The sequence below is a fragment of the Brenneria roseae subsp. roseae genome, assembly GCF_003115845.1.
GTDB lineage: Bacteria > Pseudomonadota > Gammaproteobacteria > Enterobacterales > Enterobacteriaceae > Brenneria > Brenneria roseae.
In genome coordinates this window covers 446409-469287 of record NZ_KZ819022.1, presented here as the reverse complement: position 1 = coordinate 469287, position 22879 = coordinate 446409, and the positions used below count along the sequence as shown (strand labels likewise).

General features: G+C 50.9%; 15 protein-coding genes. 9 read left to right on the top strand and 6 right to left on the bottom strand.

The window, feature by feature from the left end; all coding sequences use genetic code 11:
* Window positions 1-5: 5 nt before the first annotated feature.
* Entirely contained in the window at window positions 6-1421 is a 1416-nt protein-coding gene (locus tag DDT52_RS02125) for an MmgE/PrpD family protein (RefSeq protein ID WP_136154897.1), read from the top strand.
* 215 nt (window positions 1422-1636) lie between these two features.
* On the opposite strand, the gene DDT52_RS02120 is transcribed toward DDT52_RS02125, so the two are convergent.
* Window positions 1637-2959 (bottom strand): neutral/alkaline non-lysosomal ceramidase N-terminal domain-containing protein, encoded by a 1323-nt coding sequence (locus DDT52_RS02120; protein ID WP_136154896.1) that lies wholly within the window; start codon window positions 2957-2959, stop codon window positions 1637-1639.
* A gap of 33 nt (window positions 2960-2992) precedes the next feature.
* Window positions 2993-4114 (bottom strand): carbohydrate porin, encoded by a 1122-nt coding sequence (locus DDT52_RS02115; protein WP_136154895.1) that lies wholly within the window; start codon window positions 4112-4114, stop codon window positions 2993-2995.
* Between the two features lie 371 nt (window positions 4115-4485).
* On the opposite strand from DDT52_RS02115, the gene DDT52_RS02110 reads away from it, so the two are divergent.
* Window positions 4486-5145, top strand: a complete 660-nt coding sequence (locus DDT52_RS02110) for a TetR/AcrR family transcriptional regulator (protein WP_136154894.1) — start codon at window positions 4486-4488, stop codon at window positions 5143-5145.
* Window positions 5146-5221: 76 nt separating this feature from the next.
* Here DDT52_RS02110 and DDT52_RS02105 read toward each other — a convergent pair whose 3' ends face one another.
* Entirely contained in the window at window positions 5222-6841 is a 1620-nt protein-coding gene (locus DDT52_RS02105; protein WP_136154893.1) for a tannase/feruloyl esterase family alpha/beta hydrolase, read from the bottom strand.
* Window positions 6842-7328: 487 nt separating this feature from the next.
* On the opposite strand from DDT52_RS02105, the gene DDT52_RS02100 reads away from it, so the two are divergent.
* From DDT52_RS02100 to DDT52_RS02085, 4 genes are all read left to right on the top strand, one after another.
* On the top strand, window positions 7329-8039 hold the full coding sequence (locus DDT52_RS02100; RefSeq protein WP_136154892.1) for a heavy metal response regulator transcription factor: 711 nt from the start codon (window positions 7329-7331) through the stop codon (window positions 8037-8039).
* Window positions 8036-9490 carry a heavy metal sensor histidine kinase gene (locus tag DDT52_RS02095; protein WP_136154891.1) on the top strand — a complete coding sequence of 485 codons (1455 nt, stop codon included), beginning with the start codon at window positions 8036-8038 and terminating at the stop codon, window positions 9488-9490. The genes DDT52_RS02100 and DDT52_RS02095 overlap by 4 nt, the downstream gene beginning before the upstream one ends.
* Before the next feature lie 462 nt (window positions 9491-9952).
* Complete coding sequence (locus DDT52_RS02090) at window positions 9953-11353, top strand: APC family permease (RefSeq protein ID WP_136154890.1); 1401 nt, start codon at window positions 9953-9955, stop codon at window positions 11351-11353.
* Entirely contained in the window at window positions 11350-12177 is an 828-nt protein-coding gene (locus DDT52_RS02085) for an SAM-dependent methyltransferase (protein ID WP_136154889.1), read from the top strand. The genes DDT52_RS02090 and DDT52_RS02085 overlap by 4 nt, the downstream gene beginning before the upstream one ends.
* Before the next feature lie 159 nt (window positions 12178-12336).
* Here the strand turns inward: DDT52_RS02085 and iolG are convergent, their stop codons facing one another.
* Both iolG and DDT52_RS02075 read right to left on the bottom strand, forming a co-directional pair.
* Window positions 12337-13341 (bottom strand): inositol 2-dehydrogenase, encoded by a 1005-nt coding sequence (iolG, locus tag DDT52_RS02080; RefSeq protein WP_136154888.1) that lies wholly within the window; start codon window positions 13339-13341, stop codon window positions 12337-12339.
* Between the two features lie 485 nt (window positions 13342-13826).
* Window positions 13827-15755 carry a bifunctional 5-dehydro-2-deoxygluconokinase/5-dehydro-2-deoxyphosphogluconate aldolase gene (locus tag DDT52_RS02075; protein ID WP_136154887.1) on the bottom strand — a complete coding sequence of 643 codons (1929 nt, stop codon included), beginning with the start codon at window positions 15753-15755 and terminating at the stop codon, window positions 13827-13829.
* A gap of 642 nt (window positions 15756-16397) precedes the next feature.
* Here DDT52_RS02075 and DDT52_RS02070 point away from each other — a divergent pair.
* Window positions 16398-17909 carry a CoA-acylating methylmalonate-semialdehyde dehydrogenase gene (locus DDT52_RS02070; RefSeq protein WP_109053444.1) on the top strand — a complete coding sequence of 504 codons (1512 nt, stop codon included), beginning with the start codon at window positions 16398-16400 and terminating at the stop codon, window positions 17907-17909.
* A gap of 300 nt (window positions 17910-18209) precedes the next feature.
* Window positions 18210-19031, top strand: a complete 822-nt coding sequence (gene iolB / locus DDT52_RS02065; RefSeq protein ID WP_136154886.1) for a 5-deoxy-glucuronate isomerase — start codon at window positions 18210-18212, stop codon at window positions 19029-19031.
* 90 nt (window positions 19032-19121) lie between these two features.
* On the opposite strand, the gene DDT52_RS02060 is transcribed toward iolB, so the two are convergent.
* Window positions 19122-19985, bottom strand: a complete 864-nt coding sequence (locus tag DDT52_RS02060; protein ID WP_136154885.1) for a MurR/RpiR family transcriptional regulator — start codon at window positions 19983-19985, stop codon at window positions 19122-19124.
* A 363-nt stretch (window positions 19986-20348) separates the two neighbouring features.
* Here DDT52_RS02060 and iolD point away from each other — a divergent pair, with 363 nt between their 5' ends.
* Window positions 20349-22289, top strand: coding sequence for a 3D-(3,5/4)-trihydroxycyclohexane-1,2-dione acylhydrolase (decyclizing) (gene iolD, locus DDT52_RS02055; protein ID WP_136154884.1), 1941 nt, complete (start codon window positions 20349-20351; stop codon window positions 22287-22289).
* Window positions 22290-22879: the final 590 nt, after the last annotated feature.

The following is a 22879-nucleotide window of genomic DNA, read 5'->3' as shown; positions in this document are numbered from 1 at the left end:
TAATCATGAATCTCTCCGCAACACGCCAGTTGGTGAATTTTGCCGGCTCCTTATCTGCGCAGGCTATCCCTGACGCCATCCGCCGCAAAGTCCGACTACATTTGCTGGATGCCCTCGCCTGCGGTTGGGCGGCCAGTCGGCACCAAGTCAGCGGGCCGGTTATCCATGCCGCCCGGCTATTCGGCGGAAACGGCGACTGCACCGTCTTCGGCGAGTCAGGTTTCAGCCCGCTGGCGGCCGCCTTTGGTAACGCCGCCGTCATTAACGGTCTGGACCATGATGACGGCGTGGAGATCGACGGTAAAGGACTCGGTCACCCCGGCGCAACGCTTATCGCCGCCGCGATGGCCGCCCTTGATCTCCACCCGGCGCCGGTGAGTCAGGACGCGCTGATTAACGCCCTGACCGCCGGCTTCGAAGTGAACAATCGTCTCATCCACGCCATCCAACCCTCGGCTGAACGCTTCAATCAGGTGTACGGCGTGGCGCAGCATCAGGCGATCGGCGCGGCGCTGGTGGCCGGTCGGCTACTGGGCCTGAGTCCGGAGCAATTGAATCAGGCCGTTGGTCTGGCCGCCGTGTTAACGCCGCTGCCCAGCCTGCATCAGTACAACTGGCGACAGCGGCCGCTGTTGTCGCTCAAAGATGCCGTGGCGCCAGCGGCGCAGGCGGCGGTGCAAGCAGTCATTATGGCGCAGCAGGGCCTGATCGGCGGTCTTGACGTGCTCGACGGCGAGCAGGGATTTTGGCGGATGATCGGCTCCGACCGCTTCGCGCCAGAAATTCTGACCGATAATCTCGGCAGCCACTGGTACGCCGGTTACGGCAGCTTTAAACGCTATCCCGCCTGCCGCTGGCTGGCCTGCGCGTTGGAATGCATGGAGTGCATTATGCAGGAGACCGGCTGGCAGGCGGCGGATATCCGCGCCATTGAGGTACAGACCTTCCCGCGGCTGGTCGACGATATGATGGACTACCGGCCTCGCACGGCAACCGACGCACAGTTCAGCCTGCCGTGGACGCTGGCGGCGGTAGCTGGCGGCCTGCCGCCCGGCGCCGACTGGTATACGGAAAAGAGCATGCAAAGCGAGGCGTTACAGACGCTGGCGGATAAAGTGACGGCCGTTATCGCCCCCGAATTTGTCCAGCGCATGCATAGTTCGGCACGCCAGCCCGGCGCCCGCGTCGTGGTTACGCATCGCCACGGCGAAAGCGCAGTGCAGGAACGCGACAAACCGCTGGGCAGCGCCGAACGCCCGATGACCGACGCGGAGATTATTACCAAGGCGCGACGAAATTTGACCGGGCATGGCGTTGAGGTTGAACAACTGATTACCAGAGTAATGCAGGAGGACGGCGCCGTGTCGTACGCTTCGGCCGCTGAACTGACCGGCTTTTCGTCCGAGACGTTAGCTCCTTAAGCGGATTGCCCGTCGAGCAGAAAAATCGCGAGCTGATAAAATCGATGATTTGATAAAAAGTAAAAATGCCATTTCGCATACAAATACTCCAGGTAATACGAGAAGAGTATTTCATATATAAAGTAGTAAGGTAATGGCTCAGTATTAACTTCCTTTTAGCGAAGATCTTTAAAACTGAAACCCTTACCCTACTTAATTATACAAAGTTCTGAAAACTATTTTTTAATCGTAGCGCTGATCATGGATGATAAATTATCCACAATAGCGTTTTCGGCACAGCCCTGTGCGAAAGGACTTCCTTTTACTGCAAAAATTGGCCGTCCATAGGCTTCGTCATCCGGGATATAACCAACACGATCATTGGCTATTGATACTAAAATCGTATTTGTTAAAGGTGATTTTTCTGCAAGGTGATACGCAATATTTGTTACAACCTCTCCTGATACTCCTGTAAGCGCAGTGTTGTTAAGCATAATCAAACCAAGTCTCAGATCGACATTATCCACCTTTTTCTGATTCATGTTTGACATTACATCTGTACCCTGTTGCGCCGGACAACTGACGACTTTTTCCTGAGCGACGATTTTGACATCGCCGGTCATATCGTGGATGTTATTTGCCACTCTTACAATTTCATTTCCAACCATTGTGCCCTGCGCATCAATCGCCCGCCATGCAAATTCAGCATCATTTGGGTTGGTATCTTTTTGAGACGGATTAAAAATGCGAGGGTTTTGATCTGCAACTGAACTGAGTGTGAATAAAGAAACCACACTATCACCGAACTGTTTTTCAACATAGTTAGACGCAAAACCAGCTAAATCCCCACTGACTTGTTTAATCCCAATTGATACCACAGAATGCACTGCATAGTTTGAAAGTATGGCAATCGGCTGACCGGCAAGGTTTTCAAACTTCATAACCCATATGCCTTTGTCTGATGGCCCCTTGGCATTATACCCAATATCCCACTTCCCTGAGGAGTATGCGTCTCGGTTGATATTGACGTCAACATCACCTTTTGCCACACCAAAACGCGCCGGTACCGCCTTTTCCTGAGCCTGCTTAAGCGAGGTAATCATCTGATCGTACAGCCAGTTGGTCCAGGTATTTGATGTTTCGGTACCTTCGTGTGCTAACGCGCCAGGAGAAACATGACCTACACGAGGAGCGCTGTGATCGTGTGTGGCAACGATCATTATATTTGAAAATGGTATGTGGAGTTCCCTTTCGATGCGTTTGCGAACAGGAACCATGTCACCGACTTCAATTACATCCAGGGAAATAATAGCAACTTTATTTTTGCCATTTTCAACCAGAAGTGTGCGCATATTAATTGGGTCATGGACTTTTTTAAAATCACCCCCCATAGGATTCATATCTGTGAGGGTTCGCGGTGTTATATCCGTTTTAACAACACCAACCTTCAGTATCCCTGCCTCGGTCGCTGATACGAATGTTATCGTACCTGAATAGAGTACAGTTGCGAGGAGCAATATTTTTCCCATAGGTAATTTACCCTGTGTAATATCATGCATAATAAGTTCCTTAAACTTATATTGATAATTAGATTAGAACCAGTATTTAATCCTTACTCGGGTTCCGAAATCGGTTGGCTTGGCGAGAGGGCTGCTCTGCGAATCATTAGCAAGAACCTGAGACCAATACCCCCCCGCATGAAACTCCACATTGCTTAAACCCAGAAGGTCTTTCCATACGCTGGAGATATAAACTTCATGAGCATCTGCCTGCATGTTATTTGCAATACCCAGCACATCACTCTTCTCTACATTTTCATGTCCATATAAATAACCAAGATAAATATTTTTATATTTTAGTCCGGCGCCGAGCGTGTATTGTGTATGAGCAACACCATCAAGATATGCAACCCTCACTAAACCACTTAAGTCATCAGTTAAATTGGTGGATACATAACCACCAACCCCGTTCCTTTTAGATAATGGAACGCCTTCATTAGTTTCATAGGCATCGGTTACCATACTAAATTCGCCTCCGACAGCAGCCTGTAATAATTTTCCATTATATGCAGCTACCGGGCGGGCTACTAACGGATCTCTTTTTTTGTTGATTGTTATTCCAGAACCATCATACAGATAGTTTCCTGAAACTGCCTGACCTGGCATAGTGGTAAGTGTGCTCTGATGGTCGCTGAAATCATCTTCATAAACAAATGTCAGTTCATAATAGGCCTGATTGACATCTTTACTGAGCGTTACCATGTTATTTGAACGTCCTCGTGCGTCGTTCACGGTATACATCTCATATCCACCAACCCAGGTGTCATCTCCAGGTGCGGTACCGACAGGGGCGACATCATAAGCCAGATAATGCCCTAGTTTTAAAAACCAGTCATTTTTCTTACCAACTCCCATCCACTGATCATTAATTGAGTCACCATATATTTGCCATCCAGGATTTAAACTGAACGCGCCATAATAGCCATCTTCAAGCTCATGTTCACCATTAATATTTAATTCAACGCGCCCACTGTTATTGTAAGCATCAACCCCTGAGGTAGTATCTTTATTGATATGCGCGGCGTCGATGTTAAACTCAAAGTTACCTCCGATGCTCAGTTTCCCCTGAGGTGTGTCGAACGTAACACCCGCAAAACAGGCACTAGAACATAGAAAAGCTAACAGCAGAGGAGCTCGCATTTTTGATTTTTCCATAAACTAGATCCGTTATTATTAATTTTTAAAGATAATAAGATGATTAATCCAGATGGAAGCGTTTCCACTGGAATTCCGCTAAGTTAAATTGTATAATCAAGAAGTCGGTTTCGTATCTATATTGTTACCTCATCTGAAAACTGGAATTGACTGACAAAATGGATGCCAGACGATTTTAAGAAAATATTGGTTGATTAGGTGACATCTTTTCTTATAGTTTCCCTGGTCAATACGAAATAATAATATCCTGTAACAACGGATGAAGGGCCTTGTGACAGGACGGTACTAATTAGTACCCATTTTTGTTTTTTGATGGTTTTTTGTCAAATCATTTAAGCGAAAAATGAGGTAATTAAGAAGGAGATCACATTATGAAAGACATTCAGATGAATATTTCAGAAAAAAATAAAATTAAAAATGATAAAGAAAAAATTCGGAGATCTGCTATTTTGGAATCAGCCGAAAAACTTTTTATCGAACATGGTATTAATCGTACAACAACAACGATGATCGCATCTAAGGCAATGGTCTCCAAGCGCGCGATTTACGATTCTTTTAAAACTAAAGATGACATTTATTATGCTGTGATGGAAAAAAATAAAAAATATTTAGTCGACCTTCCCCGACCTGATGATGAAGATTTACCTATATTTGATACGCTGGTAAAGATATTCAGACTTGATCTGGATAGTGAAGAGGAAGCACAGAGAATCCTATTTTTACAATATTTCAGAAGAGAGTCAGCTGAATCCCCGGAGATGACCAGTCGGCTCTACTCTCGCGGAGTTTTCAATCCTCGCGAACAATTAATACAGTGGATTGAGCGGCAGGTTCAAGCGGGAAAAATAAGTATTCATGAGCAGGACGATTTAAATATCTACGCAGGCATGCTGATGAATATCGTTTTCGGAGCATTAACGCCGCCGCGTAGTGGTCACGATGATTTGATTACCAGAAAAAAACATATCGCAAAAGCTTTATTGATATTTTTAAAAGGGATAAATCACAATGTTTCAGTTCCTGCCTCATAAGCTATTTTAATCTGGGAAAACGTTACTGATACGGTATAAGGTGCTATCTATACCGTATCAGTATTTATCCTAACGGCTAGTTAACGCATTTATAACTTGCTGCTTCATTTTCATTTCCCTGGCCACTGTATACCGCGACTTTAGGCCATGCGCACAGCGGTCGTGTTCTGACAATTTTTCCGTCTACCACTCGTGATGCATCAAGACGTTCAGGTGCAATGCCTTGTTCAACCCATTTATCAAGCGCTCCAATTTTATTGAAGGTATCGCAACCATCTCCGCCCTGACAGTGGGCCATCCCAGGAGAGATGAATAATCTGGCCGGATCGGCTGAAGATGGTACGGAGGTTTTTAACATTTGTTTATAATAATCGATAAGGTCTAGGGGATTATGGTAATCATTCCATCCAATGAACATAATCATCTTCCCTCCACGGTCAAAAAATCCCTTTAAATCAGTCCCAGCCCGGAGTTTGCCATTTAATTTGTTTTTTGCGAATTCAATCCCCTTATCCCAGTCCAGAGTTCTCCAGTCCCAGTTTTCATCCTCATATACTGCGTATTTGAAAAGGTCAAGCGCACGTTTGTTTGGAGACTGAGCGAAACTCATAAACTCAAGCTCACTTCCCTTCGCAGGTCCTTTAAATATAACCTCACCGGTGCGGGGGTTCACTGGGCCTCTATACATATTTTCCATAAAGGCAATCTGATCTTTAGTCAGACAATTATTATTGTCTTCTGCCTTACACAATAGTTGTTTGGGTTCAAATGTACACTTATCCGGTTCTTCCACAAATCCCTGTTTTTGTCCTGTTGGAGTGGCACACTGCTTCAGTACTGCATTATGCACTAGTTCAAATTTCTCTTTGGACATTTTCATTGCCGGGTTCTGATTAATAAGCCACATAGGCCAGAGCTGTGCTGCATTAAAATTCAACAACGGGTTTGGCGGTGCGCCAATAACCATACCATCATAATCTTCCGGATAATTCTGGGCTTCGATTAATCCCTCGATCCCACCAAGAGAACATCCAAGCCAATAAGACTTATCGGGCAACCTGCCATAGAATGAACGGATGATTTCTTTGGCATTGACGGCCATCAAATGGTGTGCCCGGTAGGCATAATCTATAAGTTTTTCTGGGTGTCCGGGAATGAATTTGCCACCAGTTTGTTCCGGGTTATCATCATCATGTCCCGTGTCAGTACTGGCTGTGGCATAGCCTTTTTCAAGACCACTCATCATGACCGGATACATAAAATAGCCGCCCCAGCTGAAGTTTCCGGCACTCAACAATTTGCCGTTCCATTCTTTCAATGGCAACCAAACTTCAATATTAATATCAGAGTTTATGGCGGGTTTCATATTTGCTTTAACACGGCAGAAAGCCGGATTCGGCCCAAGCTGTGCCTGTCCCTCGGCATTGATTCCTGAAAGTTTCTGTAATTCAACCATCGGCCCAGGACTATCAGGGATTTTAAATTTTCCGGCTTCGATAGTCTGAACTGAAATTATCTTTGCATCAGGAAATCCAGACTTTACCAGATCCTCACAGGTTTTATTTTCGGCAGCATATCCTGTCGCGGATAGCGAAACCAGGCCTATACCGGCAGAGAGTAGGATGATTTTCTTATAACTTTTTTTTCCGTTTGTACATGTCTTTATTTTTTGGGATGCTTTTATTGATTTTTGCATTATTGCCTGGACCCTCCGGATTGAAAGAATCGGCGCCAACAGCTAAAAAATAACGGTACCGAGAAGTACCATTATTTGTAATCCTTTATAGTGTCCTAATATGTGAATAATCTCACACATTAATAATATCGTGACCGTAAATTCGGTTGTTCTACCTTCCTCTGATGCAGTTTTCGCTGTATCAGTCATTCCTGTACTGGGTTTGTCACTCAACAGAAAAACCCGATTTGTTTTTGTTCTACTTATTGAAAGAGCTATCCCATATTTTTCAGGTAACAGAGAAAGGCGCTCTGATCTTTCCTGCCAATCATGACGCAGATCTCATTCGCGTCAGTTCGTGACCCGACAGGGACCTTTTCCAGGTGGCCTCTGGCGTTTTCTGACAGGAATGTCAGGAAAATGTCAGTCTGACGTTGGTGATTAGCGGCTACACTGACAGAAGGCGTGAATGGCGGACCGGGGGAGAGCCTGATGGAGATAAGATAACATGCGATTACTACTGGTGGAGGATGAAGAAAAAACCTCGTCCTATATCAATCGCGCGCTGAGCGAACTGGGCTTTACGGTGGATGTCGCGAGTGACGGCGTGGAAGGGTTACATCTGGCGGTACAGTACGAGTATGACGCGGTGATCCTGGACGTGATGCTTCCGGGCCAGGACGGCTACAGCGTGTTGGAAGGACTGCGTATCAATAAACAGACGCCGGTGCTGATATTGTCGGCTCGCGGTTCGGTGGATGAGCGCGTCAAGGGGCTGCGTCGCGGCGCCGACGACTACTTGCCGAAACCCTTTTCTCTGATTGAGCTGGTGGCGCGCATTCAGGCGCTGCTGCGCCGCCGGCCAAGCGACGGCGCCGACGTGACGCAACTCCAGATTGACGATCTGCATGTCGATCTGCTGGCGCGCCGGGTCACGCGCGGCGGCGAACGTCTTGAGCTGACGGCCAAGGAGTTCTCGCTGCTGAGCCTTCTGGCGCGTCATCAGGGAGAAATTTTATCCAAAATGATGATTGCCGAGCAGGTCTGGGATATGAACTTCGACAGCGACGCCAATGTGGTGGAGGTGGCTATCAAGCGATTGCGTGCCAAAGTGGATGCGCCCTTCGAGGTTAAGTTACTGCATACGGTACGGGGCATGGGGTATGTGCTTGAAAACCGATCGAGCCCCCAGGTTGAACAGCGGATCCCGACCTCATGAAACTATCCATTTCCGGACGGCTGGCGCTGATGTTCGCCCTGGGCGCGGTCATGATTGTTTCAGCGTATGCCCTGTTGCTGCGCCATTCGTTAAATGAATCACTGATCAATCAAGTACATAATGAACTCCAGTTCCGCCAATCATTGATGACGCCTTATCTGAAGTCGCTCACTTCGCGGAATGATTGGCAAATGGTCCGCAGCAAGTTTAGCAATCTGACCACCGCCGAAGGCGGCAAAGTAAAATACTGGCTGCTGAGCGACACGCCGCTATACCAGGTCGGCGGACACTCCCCTGAAGGTATCTCCTGGGAACAATTGGCCAACGGTTATTCCATGACCTCGGGCAAGGACGGTACCAGCCTTTACCTGTTGACGACCATCATCCCGTCGCAGGGCGATCGCCCTGCCCTGCGCTACGTGGTGGCGATTGATTCCGCTCCCTATCTGGGCACGCTGGCGGAATTTACCCGTGCGCTGATTGTGATCACCGTCCTGGGCGTGTTGCTGGTGGCGCTGCTGGGGTTCGCCATCACGCGCATCGGCATGAAACCCATCAACAGCCTGAGTCGGCAGGCGCAGAACCTGTCGCCGGGGAACCACGACCAACGCCTGGACACCGCCGCACTGCCGGTCGAACTGCAACAACTGGCGGAATCGTTTAACGGCGTGCTGGCCCGTCAGGCGGTAGCCTGGCGCCAGTTGGAGAGTTTTAATGCGGATGTGGCGCACGAACTCCGCACTCCGCTGACCAACCTGATCGGCCAGACCCAGTTGGGATTGTCGCGGGAGCGCGGCCTGCACGAACTGGAGGAACTGTTGCAATCCAATCTGGAAGAACTTGAGCGTATGGCTTCCATCGTCAATGATATGCTGTTCTTGTCCCATGCCCAGGCCGGCCAGTACGCCACGCAACTGAGCGAAGTGTCGCTACGTGAGGAAAGTCTCAAGACGGTGGAGTACGTGGAGCCCTCGTTTGCAGAAAAATCACTGACCATCCAGATTAACGGCGAAGTGCGCGCGCGCATCGATCGTCGGCTGTTTCACCGCTCGCTGGCCAATCTGCTGGAAAACAGCGCCCGTCATGCCTTCCCTGAGAGCAATGTAACTATCCTGCTCAAACAAGAGCGGGGCTTCGCCCATATCGCCGTGGCCAACGAGGGAGATCCCATCGTTGAAGAACATCTGGCGCGCCTGTTCGAGCGCTTCTATCGGTCGGACTCCTCCCGTACGCGCAGCGATGTGCACCATGGTTTGGGGTTATCCATTGTACGTGCGGTGGCGCTGATGCATCACGGTGAGGTTTTTGCCAGCAGCCGGGACGGAATCAATACCTTCGGCTTTTCACTGGCGATGGTCCCCGAAGCAGGCACCGCGAACGTTGTGACCACAGAACGAGGCGCTGCCGCCGGTTCTGCCCTGAATGATCCGCCAGTCAATAGCAATTCCTGACAGTCATGTCAGCCTGCTGTCAGCATAATGACAAGATTAATATTATAAAGTAACGCCATCATGTTTTTCCTTAGTCAAACGGGGCGATAACGATGAATAAATATCTTATTCGTAAACCTTACAACGGCCGGCGCGTTGATTAGAAAAGCCCCTGTCCCTGGACACCGTTTTCAAAGAAGAAAACGAATGCCAATAGCCTGCTTTATCCCAGAAAATAAACAGATTTCAATATAGTAGGGATGAAGCCACTGATGCAATTAATGCAACGTCCTGTTCTTCGCAATGGAAATCAAGCAGTCCGATACGACTGCTTCAGTGCCCAGAGTATTCAGAGTCGATAGTATTCAGAGCCGATAAATACATGGGAAACCGTTGCGTAAAAATCACTCGTCATATCCGGGTATGAAGCTCAGATACTCAAGTCTGTTCATCAACGAGGTAAATAACATGAGGAGTTGAATAATGTCCCAGGAAAGTCGAGCGGGTCCCCAATCCCTGCTATCGGTGTTTGATGCGGTAACAATCATGGTCGGTCTGGTGGTCGGTATCGGCATTTTCCGCACACCGTCGCTGGTGGCTGGCAATGTCGGCAGCGAGCTGATGTTTATTTTGGTATGGGTGGCCGGGGGGCTGGTAACGCTTATTGGCGCATTCTGTTACGCCGAGCTATCCGCCGCCCACCCGCATGCGGGGGGAGAATATCATTTTTTGTCCAGGGCTTATGGCAAACCTGTTGCCATGATGTTTGGCTGGGCGCGTTGTACGGTGATTCAAACCGGCGCAATAGCCGCCGTTGCGTTCGTGCTCGGCGACTATGTCGCACAGATGGTTCCTATTGGTCCTTATGGGCCGGAAATCTATGCCGCCGTGGCGATAATCATGCTAACTGCGGTCAATATTGTCAGTACGATTGAAGGTAAAAACCTACAGATCGTGGTGACATTGATTGAGATCGGCGCGGTGGTTTTGATAATCCTGTTCGGATTATTCGGTTCAGCCGAACCGGTACCCGTCAACTCTCCTGCAATACCGCCGGAGGCGGGCGCGTTGGGGATGGCTATGATCTTCGTCCTGCTCACTTATGGCGGCTGGAACGAAGCGGCCTATCTTACGGGTGAACTCAAGGATGCGCCACACAACATTGCCAAGGTGCTACTTCTCGGCACCACGGTGCTGGTGACCTTGTATGTGCTGACCAATCTGGCATTGCTCTCAATACTCGGGCTTGAAGGGCTGCGCGGATCGGATACCGTGGCGGCCGACATGATGCGTATGGTTGCCGGCCCCTCAGGAGAGCTTGTGGTCAGCCTGGCGATTGTGATCGCCGCCATCTCGACGCTTAATGCCACAATATTCACCGGAGCCCGCGGCTTTTACGCGATGGCGCGTGATTTGACGCTGGCGCCCTGGGTCGGCGTATGGAACGGACGGGGCAAAACGCCAGCCAACGGATTGATCATGCAAGGCATAGTGGCGCTGGTATTGATTCTGGTTGGCGCCATCACCCGGGAGGGCTTTAAAGCTATGGTGGATTACACCGCGCCAGTGTTCTGGGGCTTTTTTCTGCTGACCGGCATTGCCGTATTCGTACTTCGCTGGCGCAGGCCGGAACGTGTGCTGCACTATAAAGTACCGCTTTATCCTATTACTCCTCTCATTTTCTGCATCACTTGCCTCTACATGCTGTACTCCAGCATTACCTACACCGGCGTGGCCGCCCTGATTGGCCTGGCGGTGCTCGCGGCGGGCATGCCGATTCTTTTCTTCTGCAAAAAAGATGATGAAGATGACGTTGAACGGCAGGATGCCGTGCGGGCGTTGACTTGTTCTAATGACAATCCTCAACCAGGAGACTCACAATGACAACCTCTTTTACTTCTCTTCTCGCCGCCGCCCTGTGCGCGATAATGTTGAATACCGCCTGGGCTGCCGCGCCCTCACCCGTTGCCGATAACGAGTACAAACCACAAGTTGGTCAGGCGGGCAAGGATGTCGTCTGGGTGCCGACCGATCAGGCGCTGATTGATATGATGTTCAGGATGGCTGAATTAACGCCGGACGACTATCTTGTCGATCTGGGCTCGGGTGATGGCAGAACCGTCATCTCGGCGGCCAAGCTCGGCACTCGTGCGCATGGCATTGAGTACAATCCCGATCTGGTTGAGCTATCGAAACGTGCCGCGGCGAACGAGGGCGTGGCCGAACGCGCCACCTTCGAACAGGCCGATATCTTTGAATCGGACTTTTCCGACGCCACGGTAGTGACGCTCTTTCTGCTGCCGGAGCTTAATCTCAAGCTACGTCCAACGCTACTGGCGATGAAACCGGGCACGCGGGTGGTCTCCAACTCATTTATGATGGAAGACTGGCTGCCCGATGAGACGGCCGCAGTACATGAGGGGTGTGCCAGCTTTTGCCAGGCGCACAAATGGATTGTCCCGGCCAACGTTGAGGGAACCTGGCGCCTGGACAATGGCGACCTGGCCTTCACGCAGTCTTTCCAGATGCTATCAGGCACGTTGCGCCGTGGCGAAAATTCAACGCCAATCAGCGATGCCCGGCTTAACGGCGCCGGTATTACCTTCAACGTGGGTGACAGACAATACACCGGCCAGGTTGACGGCGACACGATGAAAGGAACGGCGGATGACGGAACGCAATGGAGCGCCACGCGCACCGGCGGCTGAGCAGGAAAAAAGCTAACCGGGCGGATAAAATCAGGCTCTTTGGGTATCGTCCAGTCAGAGAGCCAGGTTCAACGCGTTAGAACGCCACCGGGTTCCGTGGCGTTTTTCAATCACCTCATCCGTTGAAAGCTTGCTGAAGCTATGATACCCAATCTTATGTTAAACCCCTTCTAATGAGACGTTAACGACCTTCTGTGTTCTCAGCGACTCGATCGCCGCCTCGGCAAGCATTAATGCTTTCAAACCGTCGCTGGCTGTGGTGGGAACCGGTGTTTTGTTCTTGACGGCAGTAATAAATGCATCCCACTCTTCCCTGAATGCATCGTGATAGCGCTCAAGGAAAAAGTGCAGAGGTTTCTGCGCCTGTACGCCGCCTTCTTCGGTGAGTTTAACCAATGTCGTCGTGGGAACGTTATCAACGCGCAAAGCCCCCTTCTGACCATGGGCTTCAATCCGCTGGTCATAGCCGTAACCTGAGCGCCGGCTATTATTGATCACCGCAATCTTTCCTGAGGCGGTTTGCAATGTGATGACTGCCGTATCGATATCACCCGCCGCTTTTACCGCAGGACTGACCAGTGCGGATGCGATTGCCGAGACGGAGACGGGCTCTTCGCCAAGCTGGAACCTCGCCATATCAAAATCATGGATGGTCATATCCCTGAACATCCCGCCGGATGCCGCCAGATAATCATCAGGTACCGGGGACGGATCCCGGGAACTGATTTGCAGGTGTTCCAACTCACCGATTTCACCCGTACGTAAAGCACGATGCAGATGTGCATGATTCGGATCGAAACGGCGGTTGAAACCTATCATGAAAGGCACTCCGAGCCGGTTGATTTCAGCCACACACGCTTTCACACGATCGATATTCAAATCAATAGGCTTTTCACAGAAAATCGCCTTGCCGGTTTTAGCCGCCAGCAAAGAGAACTCGGCATGGGTCTCCGTCGATGTCGCGACTAATACAATATCCACTTCAGGATGGTTTATCGCTTCCTGGACGGTGAGAACCCTGGCCTGATATTCGCTGGCCAAAGACCGGGCGGCCTCGGCGCTGATATCTGAAACGGAGTACAGCATTGAATCAGGATGAGCATGGATATTATTAGCATGGATCTTGGCGATACGGCCTGCTCCTAATAATGCAATTTTCAACATGATGATCCTCACAATAAAAAATTAATTCCATAAAAAGTATGATTATTCTGACCCCACAATTTCATCGTTCCATATTCGCCAGACAGTCAACACGCCCGGCCTGAATACGCCCGGAATCAGAAACCTTAATACCGCCGACATTCAATCAATTGAAATAACCGTGAATCATTGTTTTCGGTAGAACTTTCACCTTTAACAGTGCTGATGCCGGCTGCCAGTGTGAATCACCATCCAACATTTGCTCCAGTACCTGATCAAGATCCTGCCCTGTCCCGAATTGAAGTATGAAATGAGTATATACGCGTTAAAATTTCATAAAATTACTTTATGGAAAAATAATTTTATTTTGAGAACGAGATCAAACTATTCGAAACCAGTAGCTAAAAGCAATTACGCTGGAGTGAAAGAGGAACCCGGCATCATCGTGAATGATTGCGCGGGACGGTCATTTCCCCCCGCGCAAAGACATGCCGTTGCGGTCGTTTTCAGCGAGTTGCAGGACGATAAGTTCGCCAGTAACCGATAAGCCTGAGGAAATTCTGTTTCACTTCCTCTACCACTTGACCATCATCCAGCTCGCCCCTGAACCACTTAGTGGCTGGTTCGCCAAAAATCGTCCTCCCTACCGCGAATCCTTTCACCCACGGTGCATCCGCCGCCGCCGCGAACCCCGTTTTCAGGGTGGCTTCCGGCGCATCCAGCCCCAGGATCAGCACCCCCCGGCAGTGGCTGTCATGACGTTCGATGATCTGGCCGATATCCCGCCAGCCCGCCGGTGACAGCGGCGGCAGCTTCCACCAGTCCGGTTGGATCCCCAGCGCATAAAAGCGCGACAGGATTTGTCCGTAGTGACTTTCGTCCCGGTCCGGATTGTCATTCGGCAAAATCACTTCCAGCAACAGTTCGTGGCCGGACTGGCAGCAGGCATGATACACCTCGGAGATTAGCGCCTCCTGCTCCAGCCGCATCGCCTCGCTATCCCCGGGATGATAAAACACCAGGCATTTCACCACGTGTTCCAGCGGCCAGCTCACCAGTTGCGAGCCGATATCGCCATGTTCCAGACGCAATGGCCGCGAACCCGGCAACTCTATCGGGCGACCTATCCACCATCCCTGCCCGGTGATGTCGTTAAGGGCAGCCTGGCCGTATGTCGTGTCCGCCAGAATACCGCTATTAGCGTTCAACCCCGCCTCGGCGGCAGCGGCTTGAGCCCCTTGCAATAACAACAGTTTCAGTTGGCGGATATCGTTCTCGTTCCGCCCGGCGGCATGGGCCATGTCCGCCAATTGTTTGCGGTGATCAAATGCAAATACGCATAGCTCGGGCCACTGCTGCTTGCGGGTGGTCACACGGTGCAGATGATTTAACTGCACATCTTTATCCGGCCGCGGCACCGATTTCTCACGCAACAGATAGTCGTCCAGTTCAAGACGAGTCGGCATCGCCGGCGCACAGCCGTGGCGGGACACTACCAGCGCGCCGCAGGCATTGGCGTAACGGCAGGCTTGTTCCCAACCCTCGTCGTTGAGATAACCGCGCAACAGGCCGGACATAAAGGCGTCTCCCGCCCCCAGCACATTCAGCACCTCCACCCGGACACCGCTGTAGAGCGCCACCGCATCCCAACTGGCCGGGATCTCCCCTTCAAATACCGAACATCCCTGCGCTCCCCGCTTGCAAACCAGGGTCGCCTGACTAACCTGACGGACATTGCGCAGCGCCGTCAGCGTATCGGTGCTGCCGCCGGCAATATGAAATTCTTCTTCGGTACCGACAATCAAATCAAAATGGTGCAGCACTTCCTGTAATTCACGGGTAACACGCTCGGAAGGGATAAAACGGGTCTCGCCGTCCCCAAGGGCGGTGAGGCCCCAGAGCACCGGCCGGTAATCGATATCCAACGCCCGGCGCAGACCGTGGCGCTTAGCGTACTCCAGCGCTTTGAGCACCGCGGCACGGGTATTGGGATGGGAAAGATGGGTGCCGGTTATCGCCACCGCCCGGCTGGAAGCGATGTAGTCCTCGTTTATATCATCGGGGCTCAGCGCCATATCCGCGCAGTTATCACGATAGAAAATTAACGGAAACGTCTCCTGATCTTTTACGCCTAAAATCACCAGCGCCGTCAGCCGATTTTTGTCAGTAATGAGGTAACGGGTATCCACGCCGGCGCGCTGTAATTCCTCGCGCAGGAAACGGCCCATATGCTCGTCACCCACCCGCGCCAGCATGCCGGACTTCAGGCCCTGGACCGCCGTGCCATAAGCGACATTTCCCGACGATCCGCCCAGGTATTTGGCAAAGGTGGTCATATCTTCCAGTCGGGAGCCGATTTGTTGTCCGTACAAATCGAGCGCGATGCGCCCGATGCAAATCACATCAAGCGTCTTTTGCTGCTGCGCTGTACCCATAATGTGTAGTCCCCTTATCAATAAAAAGCTTGGGAACATTATGAGGAATAAAAATTTCATTTTCAATCATGTTAAAACAAACCTCCCTCACAAAATGTAGGGAGCTGATAGCCTCTATATGACCATTTCATTATAACTTGATGATATTCAGCATTATTAAAAAAAACAGTAATCGAACAGTTCAATATAAGTAAATACGCTAACTTATTTTAATACCCTGTTTAATATGTCTATTTTATAAAAAATCACGTTTTTCCTATTCACTGGAACGCGTCAGGGAATGGAAATTTCATTTTTTTTGATCAACCTCCCACAAATAGAATTTTTATTCTAAAATTGGTTTTTATAAAACATTACAACCCTATAATGCCGTCAGTAGCCCGCGATACCTCTACCTTTTTGGCGCCCTGTTGCCAGCGCGCCAAAAAGCATCATCGGCGGTAATGACGGCGTCCTGCCGGCCGGCAAAAAACAAAACCGATAAAAAGGTAAACCAGATCCGCCAGTCAGCCGGACAAAAAAATAGAGGGTAATGATTTTTAAATAAGCAGTAGGACTGCATGGCAGCCAAGGTATAAGCCGTTGGGCATGACGACGCCTGACAAACGAAAGAGAGCTTTACTAATGATGGAGTGAATGGATATGTCTACAGTGAAAACATTGCAGTATTTGGTCGACGGCCGCTGGCTTGATTCCAAAACTACCCGCTTTATGGACGTGCATAACCCCAGCACCGGCGAAATTATTGCCAAGGCCCCCTGCTGCACCGAGGATGAAGTGAAAACCGCCATTGCCGCCGCCCGTAAAGCGTTCCCGGGCTGGTCGAATACGCCGGCGATCAAACGTGCGCAAATCATGTTTCAGGTTCGCGAATTGCTGATTAAGCATGAGGAGCGCCTGACGGAGCTGGTCGCCAAAGAAAACGGCAAAGCCTGGGGCGATGCTCAGGGAGACGTGCTGAAGGCCAAAGAGGGGACCGAGCTGGCCTGTTCTATTCCGACATTATTAGCCGGTGAAAGCCTCATGGACGCCTCGGCGGGAATTGACACCACCCTTTATCGTGAACCGATAGGCGTATTTGCCGGTATCGTGCCGTTCAATTTTCCCGCCATGATCCCCATGGGCTGGATGGCCCCGCTGTGTATCGCTTCCGGCAATACCATCGTGATTAAAGCGGCCAGCATGACGCCGATTACCTGTATGGAAATCGCCAAGCTCTACCAGGAAGCCGGCGTGCCCGACGGCGTCATTAATATTGTGACCTGCTCGCGCAATGAGGCCGATTTGTTCCTTACCCATCCTGATGTCAACGGCGTCTCTTTTGTCGGTTCGACCTCGGTGGGTCTGCATGTCTACTCCAAAGCGGCGGCGCACGGTAAACGCGTCCAGGCACTGTGCGAAGCCAAAAATCATGCTTTGGTGCTGGCGGACGCACCCATTTCCCGTACCGCGGCAGGCATTATCAATGCCGCCTTCGGCTGTGCGGGAGAACGTTGCATGGCGTTGCCGGTGATCGTGGTCCAGGAGGAGATCGCCGATCGGCTGATTGCGGCCGTCCTGGAAAAAGCGCAAGCGCTGAAGGTGGGACCGGGCTATCGCAAAGAGACGGATATGGGGCCGGTTATCTCCGCCGAACATAAAAAGTCGGTGGAAAATTGGATAACCAAGGGGATCGAAGAAGGCGCCGAACTGGTGCTGGACGGCCGCGGCTATAAAGTAGAAGGGTTTGAGAACGGCTATTATGTCGGCCCGACGCTGTTCGATCGTGTAACCGAGGAGATGAGCATCGGCACCGAGGAAATTTTCGGACCGGTTCTCTGTTTCAAACGGGTGAAAGACTTTGAAGAAGGTCTGCGCGTCATGAACCGGAATCCGCTCGCCAATGGTTCAGTGATCTTCACGCAGAACGGCCATTATGCCAGGGAATTCCAGAAACGGACCCACGGCGGCATGGTGGGCATCAATGTGGGTATTCCGGTACCGGTCGGCGTATTCCCCTTCTCGGGCCATAAGAACTCATTCTTTGGCGATCTTCATTGTCTGGGCAAAGACGGCATGCGCTTTTATACCGAAACCAAGTGCGTCACCAGCCGTTGGTTTGACGAGGAAGAGCGTAAGCGTGAAAAAGTGGATTCCTGGGACGGCACGATCTAATCGGCATTATTGATTTTGATTAAGCGTTACGGGGTCGTCATTTGACGGCCCCGTTTGCGAAACGGCGTGAGAATTGCGATATCCGTCCCTTCCCCTTTTTCCTTCACTTGTGGTTATTCGCCAAAATTGTGCGACGCTTCGCATTAAATTAAAATTTCATAACAATCGATTTGAAATATTTATTCCATAAAGATATGGTGATAAAAATTTCGACAACGTTCGCTACGATCCCTCATTCGCCTTAGTCGGGCCGTAACCAGGACGTCGGAGCGGTAGCGTTGATTTGGACAGGAGGATGATGTGACCACATTATTATCAAAGTACCATGCAGGAGACGCCAGCGGACGTATCCAGCACATTACCCCGGCCAATGCCGGCTGGCGTTATGTCGGTTTTGACGCCTACCAGCTAAAACAAGGACAAACGTTGGATCTCGACAGCGGCGACCAGGAGCTTTGTCTGGTACTGGTGGCAGGTGTGGCCACCATCACCACCCGTCATGCCGAATTCCGCGATATCGGCAAACGCATGAGTCCTTTTGAACGCATACCGCCCTATTCAGTTTACGTACCTCACCATGACCAGGCGCATATCATCGCGCAAACCGATTTGGAACTTGCGGTTTGCCGGGCGCCCGGCAACGGCGATTTACCGGCGCGGCTGATCGCACCGGACGATGTCGGAGTGGAACAACGAGGTAAGGGACGCAATAAACGGCTGGTTCATAATATTCTGCCGGAAAACGACCCGGCGGATAGCCTGCTGGTGGTAGAGGTCTTTACCGCGGAAGGGGATACCAGCTCCTACCCCAGCCATAAGCATGATACGGAAAATTCGGCGCATGAAACCTATCTGGAAGAGACATATTATCATCGTCTCGATCCTGCCCAGGGGTTTTGCCTGCAACGGGTTTACACCGATGACCGCTCGCTTGACGAATGTTTGCCGGTGTACGATCGCGATGTGGTAAAAGTCCCGCGCGGTTATCATCCGGTGGCCGCCATCGCCGGTTACGATAGCTATTATCTTAATGTTATGGCTGGCCCGGTACGAAAATGGCAGTTCACCTGGGAAAAGGATCATGCCTGGATCAACTCAGCGGAGTATCCCAGGGAGTCTTAGCCGTTCCTTCAGAAGGCTAAAGCGGCGTGTATGCTCCCGATCAAGCGCCCCTGAAGGGCGCTAATTATCAATCCGGGCTCCATATGGGCATCAGCTGGCTTTTTTCGTATCGTCGGACAGGTGGGTGGCGCTTTGCATCGCCAGAGACAGCATCAGCGTCTGAGACAAACACATGGAAGAGATCTGGGAACGGAATCCGTCCACCTGCGCTTCGCGCACCACAAAGCAGACTTCGCTGAATGCGGCCAGCGGACTGACCAGACTATCGGTAATGGCAATTTGCTTGGCGCCGCTTTTAGCTCCCATAGAGACCAGCTCCACCACTTCCTGGGCGTACGGCGAATAGCTGATGGCGATCACCACGTCATCGGGCTGTACCATGCTTAGCTGTTCGGAAAACATCCCGCCCAACCCGTCGATAAGAAAAGCGCGACGCTCCAGATGCCGCAAGGCGTAGGTCAAATAAGAAGCGAGACTGAAAGAGCGGCGCAGCCCGATAACATAGATGGTATTGGCATTCGCCAGAAGTTGCACCGCCCGGGATAAATCCTCTTCTTTGATCTGCCCCGGCAACTGCTGCAACGCCAGGCTATTGACCATGCTGAACATGCTCAGTATTTCCATCGGCGTTTCCGGCGCATCGGCCTCTTTACCGGCGGTCTGACGGAATAACCGGGCGCGTTCGGTATAGCTGACCGTATCCTCCATGATATGTTGACGAAATACCTGTTTCATTTCATTGAAACCGTCAAAACCAAACGCATTGGCAAAACGAATCAGCGTCGAGGGGGGAACATTGGCTTTTTCAGCGATGGAAGCAATCGTATCGAAAGGGATACTGGTACTATTATCCAGCATATAGCGCGCCACCTGCTTCAATCGCTTACTGAGCGTATCGTAGCGGTTACGGATATCATCCTGCAATGACGAGAGTTGGGAAGAAGAAGTTGTCATGAAAACGGCACACCGTGAATTTCAGCAAAAGCGCTTATCTTGATTATTACGATTGAAAAATTCAAATCAACCTATTATTGAAAATATCTCGTCATTTTATTAAGTCCATCAAGCTTGCGCTCCCGAAAGACGCGGCCTGGTCAAGGCCGCTTCAGGACTTCCAATATTTGACCTTTATCCCATAAATGAAATTAATATTTTATTTTTGATTTTTACCGGACAAATAAGTTCATATAATGGCGCTATGGCTTCATCATCCGATTCGACAACATCATAACCCTACGTCTTTCACGGACCCCTTTATGACCGGCGGTTATTCTGGTCGGAGGGACCTCCCTCAGGCCAGGGCAATGGAAGGGAAACATGAACAAAATCAGATTAACCGTGGCACAGGCGCTGGTGCGTTTTTTAGATAACCAATATGTCGAGGTTGACGGCGTCGAAACCAAATTCATTAAAGGAATTTTTGCCATTTTCGGCCATGGCAATGTCCTGGGGCTCGGGCAGGCGTTGGAGCAGGATTGCGGGCAACTGCACATCCATCAGGGCCGTAACGAACAAGGCATGGCCCACGCGGCCATCGGCTACGCCAAGCAATCTTTGCGCCGGCAGATATACGCCTGCACCTCTTCCGTCGGTCCCGGCGCCGCCAATATGATCACGGCGGCAGCCACCGCCACCGCCAACCGCATTCCCCTGCTGCTGCTGCCCGGTGATGTCTACGCCACCCGCCAGCCCGATCCGGTGCTACAGCAAATTGAACAGTCTTATGACCTCAGTATCAGCACTAACGATGCTTTTCGCACCGTGAGCAAATATTGGGATCGGATTTCCCGCCCCGAACAATTGATGAGCGCCTGCATCAGCGCGCTGCGCGTGCTGACCGACCCGGCGGAAACCGGCGCGGTCACCCTGTCCCTGCCGCAGGACGTCCAGGGCGAATTTTATGATTATCCTGATTATTTCTTTCAAAAACGGGTACACCGCATCGAGCGACGACTACCCACGGCGGCGATGCTGGACGAAGCGAAAGAATTGTTGTTACGTAAAAGCAAACCGTTGTTGATTTGCGGCGGCGGCGTTCAATACTCGGACGCCGGACAGATGCTGCGGGACTTTGCCGAACGTTATCGCATCCCTTTCGCCGAAACCCAGGCGGGAAAAGGCACGTTGATTTCCGACCATCCGCTGAATGTCGGCGGTATCGGCGAAACCGGAACCCTGGCCGCCAACCTGCTGGCCAAAGAGGCGGATTTAATTATTGGCGTCGGCACCCGCTATACCGATTTCACCACCTCTTCCAAATGGATTTTCCAGAATCCGGAGGTTTCGTTCCTGAACCTCAATATCAATCGTTTCGACGCCTTCAAACTCGACGGTTGCCAGGTCACCGCAGATGCGCGCGAGGCGCTGCGTTCCCTCAATCAATATCTGGCGCCGGAAGATCGGCGCGCGGACTGGGGAGATCGTATAGCCGCGGTGCGTAACCAATTGCAAACGGAACGGGAACGCGTTTATGCCATTAATTACACCGGCGACGATTTTGTGCCTGAAGTCGACGATACTCTCGATCACAAATCCGTCTTTGCCGAATTCAACCGTATCACCGGTTCGCGGCTGACCCAGAGCCGGGTGTTGGGCATCGTCAATGAAACCATCCCGGAAGATGCGGTGATTGTCGCCGCGTCGGGCAGCCTGCCGGGGGATTTGCAGCGCATCTGGCGTACAACCTCCCCCCAGAGTTATCACGTGGAGTACGGCTACTCTTGTATGGGATATGAAGTCAACGCGGCGCTGGGCGTTAAAATGGCCGAGCCAGCCCGGGAAGTATATGTCCTGGTGGGCGACGGCGCCTTTATGATGTCACATTCCGAACTGGTTACCTCCATTCAGGAAGGCTGTAAAATCAATGTGGTACTGTTCGACAATATGACCAACGGCTGCATCAACAACCTGCAATTGGGGCACGGTATGCAAAGTTTTTTCACCGAATTCCGCTTCCGTGATAAATCTCCATCCCGGCTTGACGGCGCCCTTGTACCGGTGGATTTCGCCAGGATTGCCGAGGGCTACGGTTGTAAAAGCTACCGGGTCACCACGGTGGAGGAATTACATCATGCGCTGGAAGACGCCAGACGGCAGACCGTCTCGACGCTGATTGATATCAAAGTGCTGCCAAAGACCATGATCCACGGTTATTTCAGCTGGTGGCGGGTCGGCGGTGCGCAGGTATCCGCCAGCGCTGATATACAGGCCGTGGCTCGCATGCTGGCAGAGAATATCGGCAAAGCCCGTCAATACTGAGCATTGCCTGCCCGCACCCGGCGGTTATGTCCCCATAAACCGCCGGTGATACGGCGCCGGCCAACATAGCGGTAAATCCTCCCCAACAGCGGCGGCTCCAACCTAATTGGCATCCGTGGTTCAACTGACAGCGCTCTCGCGTTTTCACTTTTATTCCGACGCTTTTTTCAAACAACCGTATCGCTGTCCCATCCATGTCTTGGGTAGCGGTTGGTCCGGGCATCATCCTGCACAGCGTTATTTATTCAACGCGGTTAACCGGCTGGGTATTTGGATGGGGCGCAAATTAATCACGGCGTGAAAACTTGCTGATGAAGTGATAACGCTGACGATCGATACTCTTAAAAAGGGTTCAGATGACGAATAAACAAAATAAATATTTTATGATTATTTAAATGGAAAATTTAATTTTTAAAAAATTTTGATGGAAAAACCCATTACACTGATTATTCATCATCATTTTGGGTCATTTTTTTAACAATTATTCATGCCAGCCTGAATAAAACCGATAAAACCACGGCAAAATATGTCAAATAATATACTTATAAAACATACGTTTATTACAAAACGATTGGCAATCCTCTCCGAGA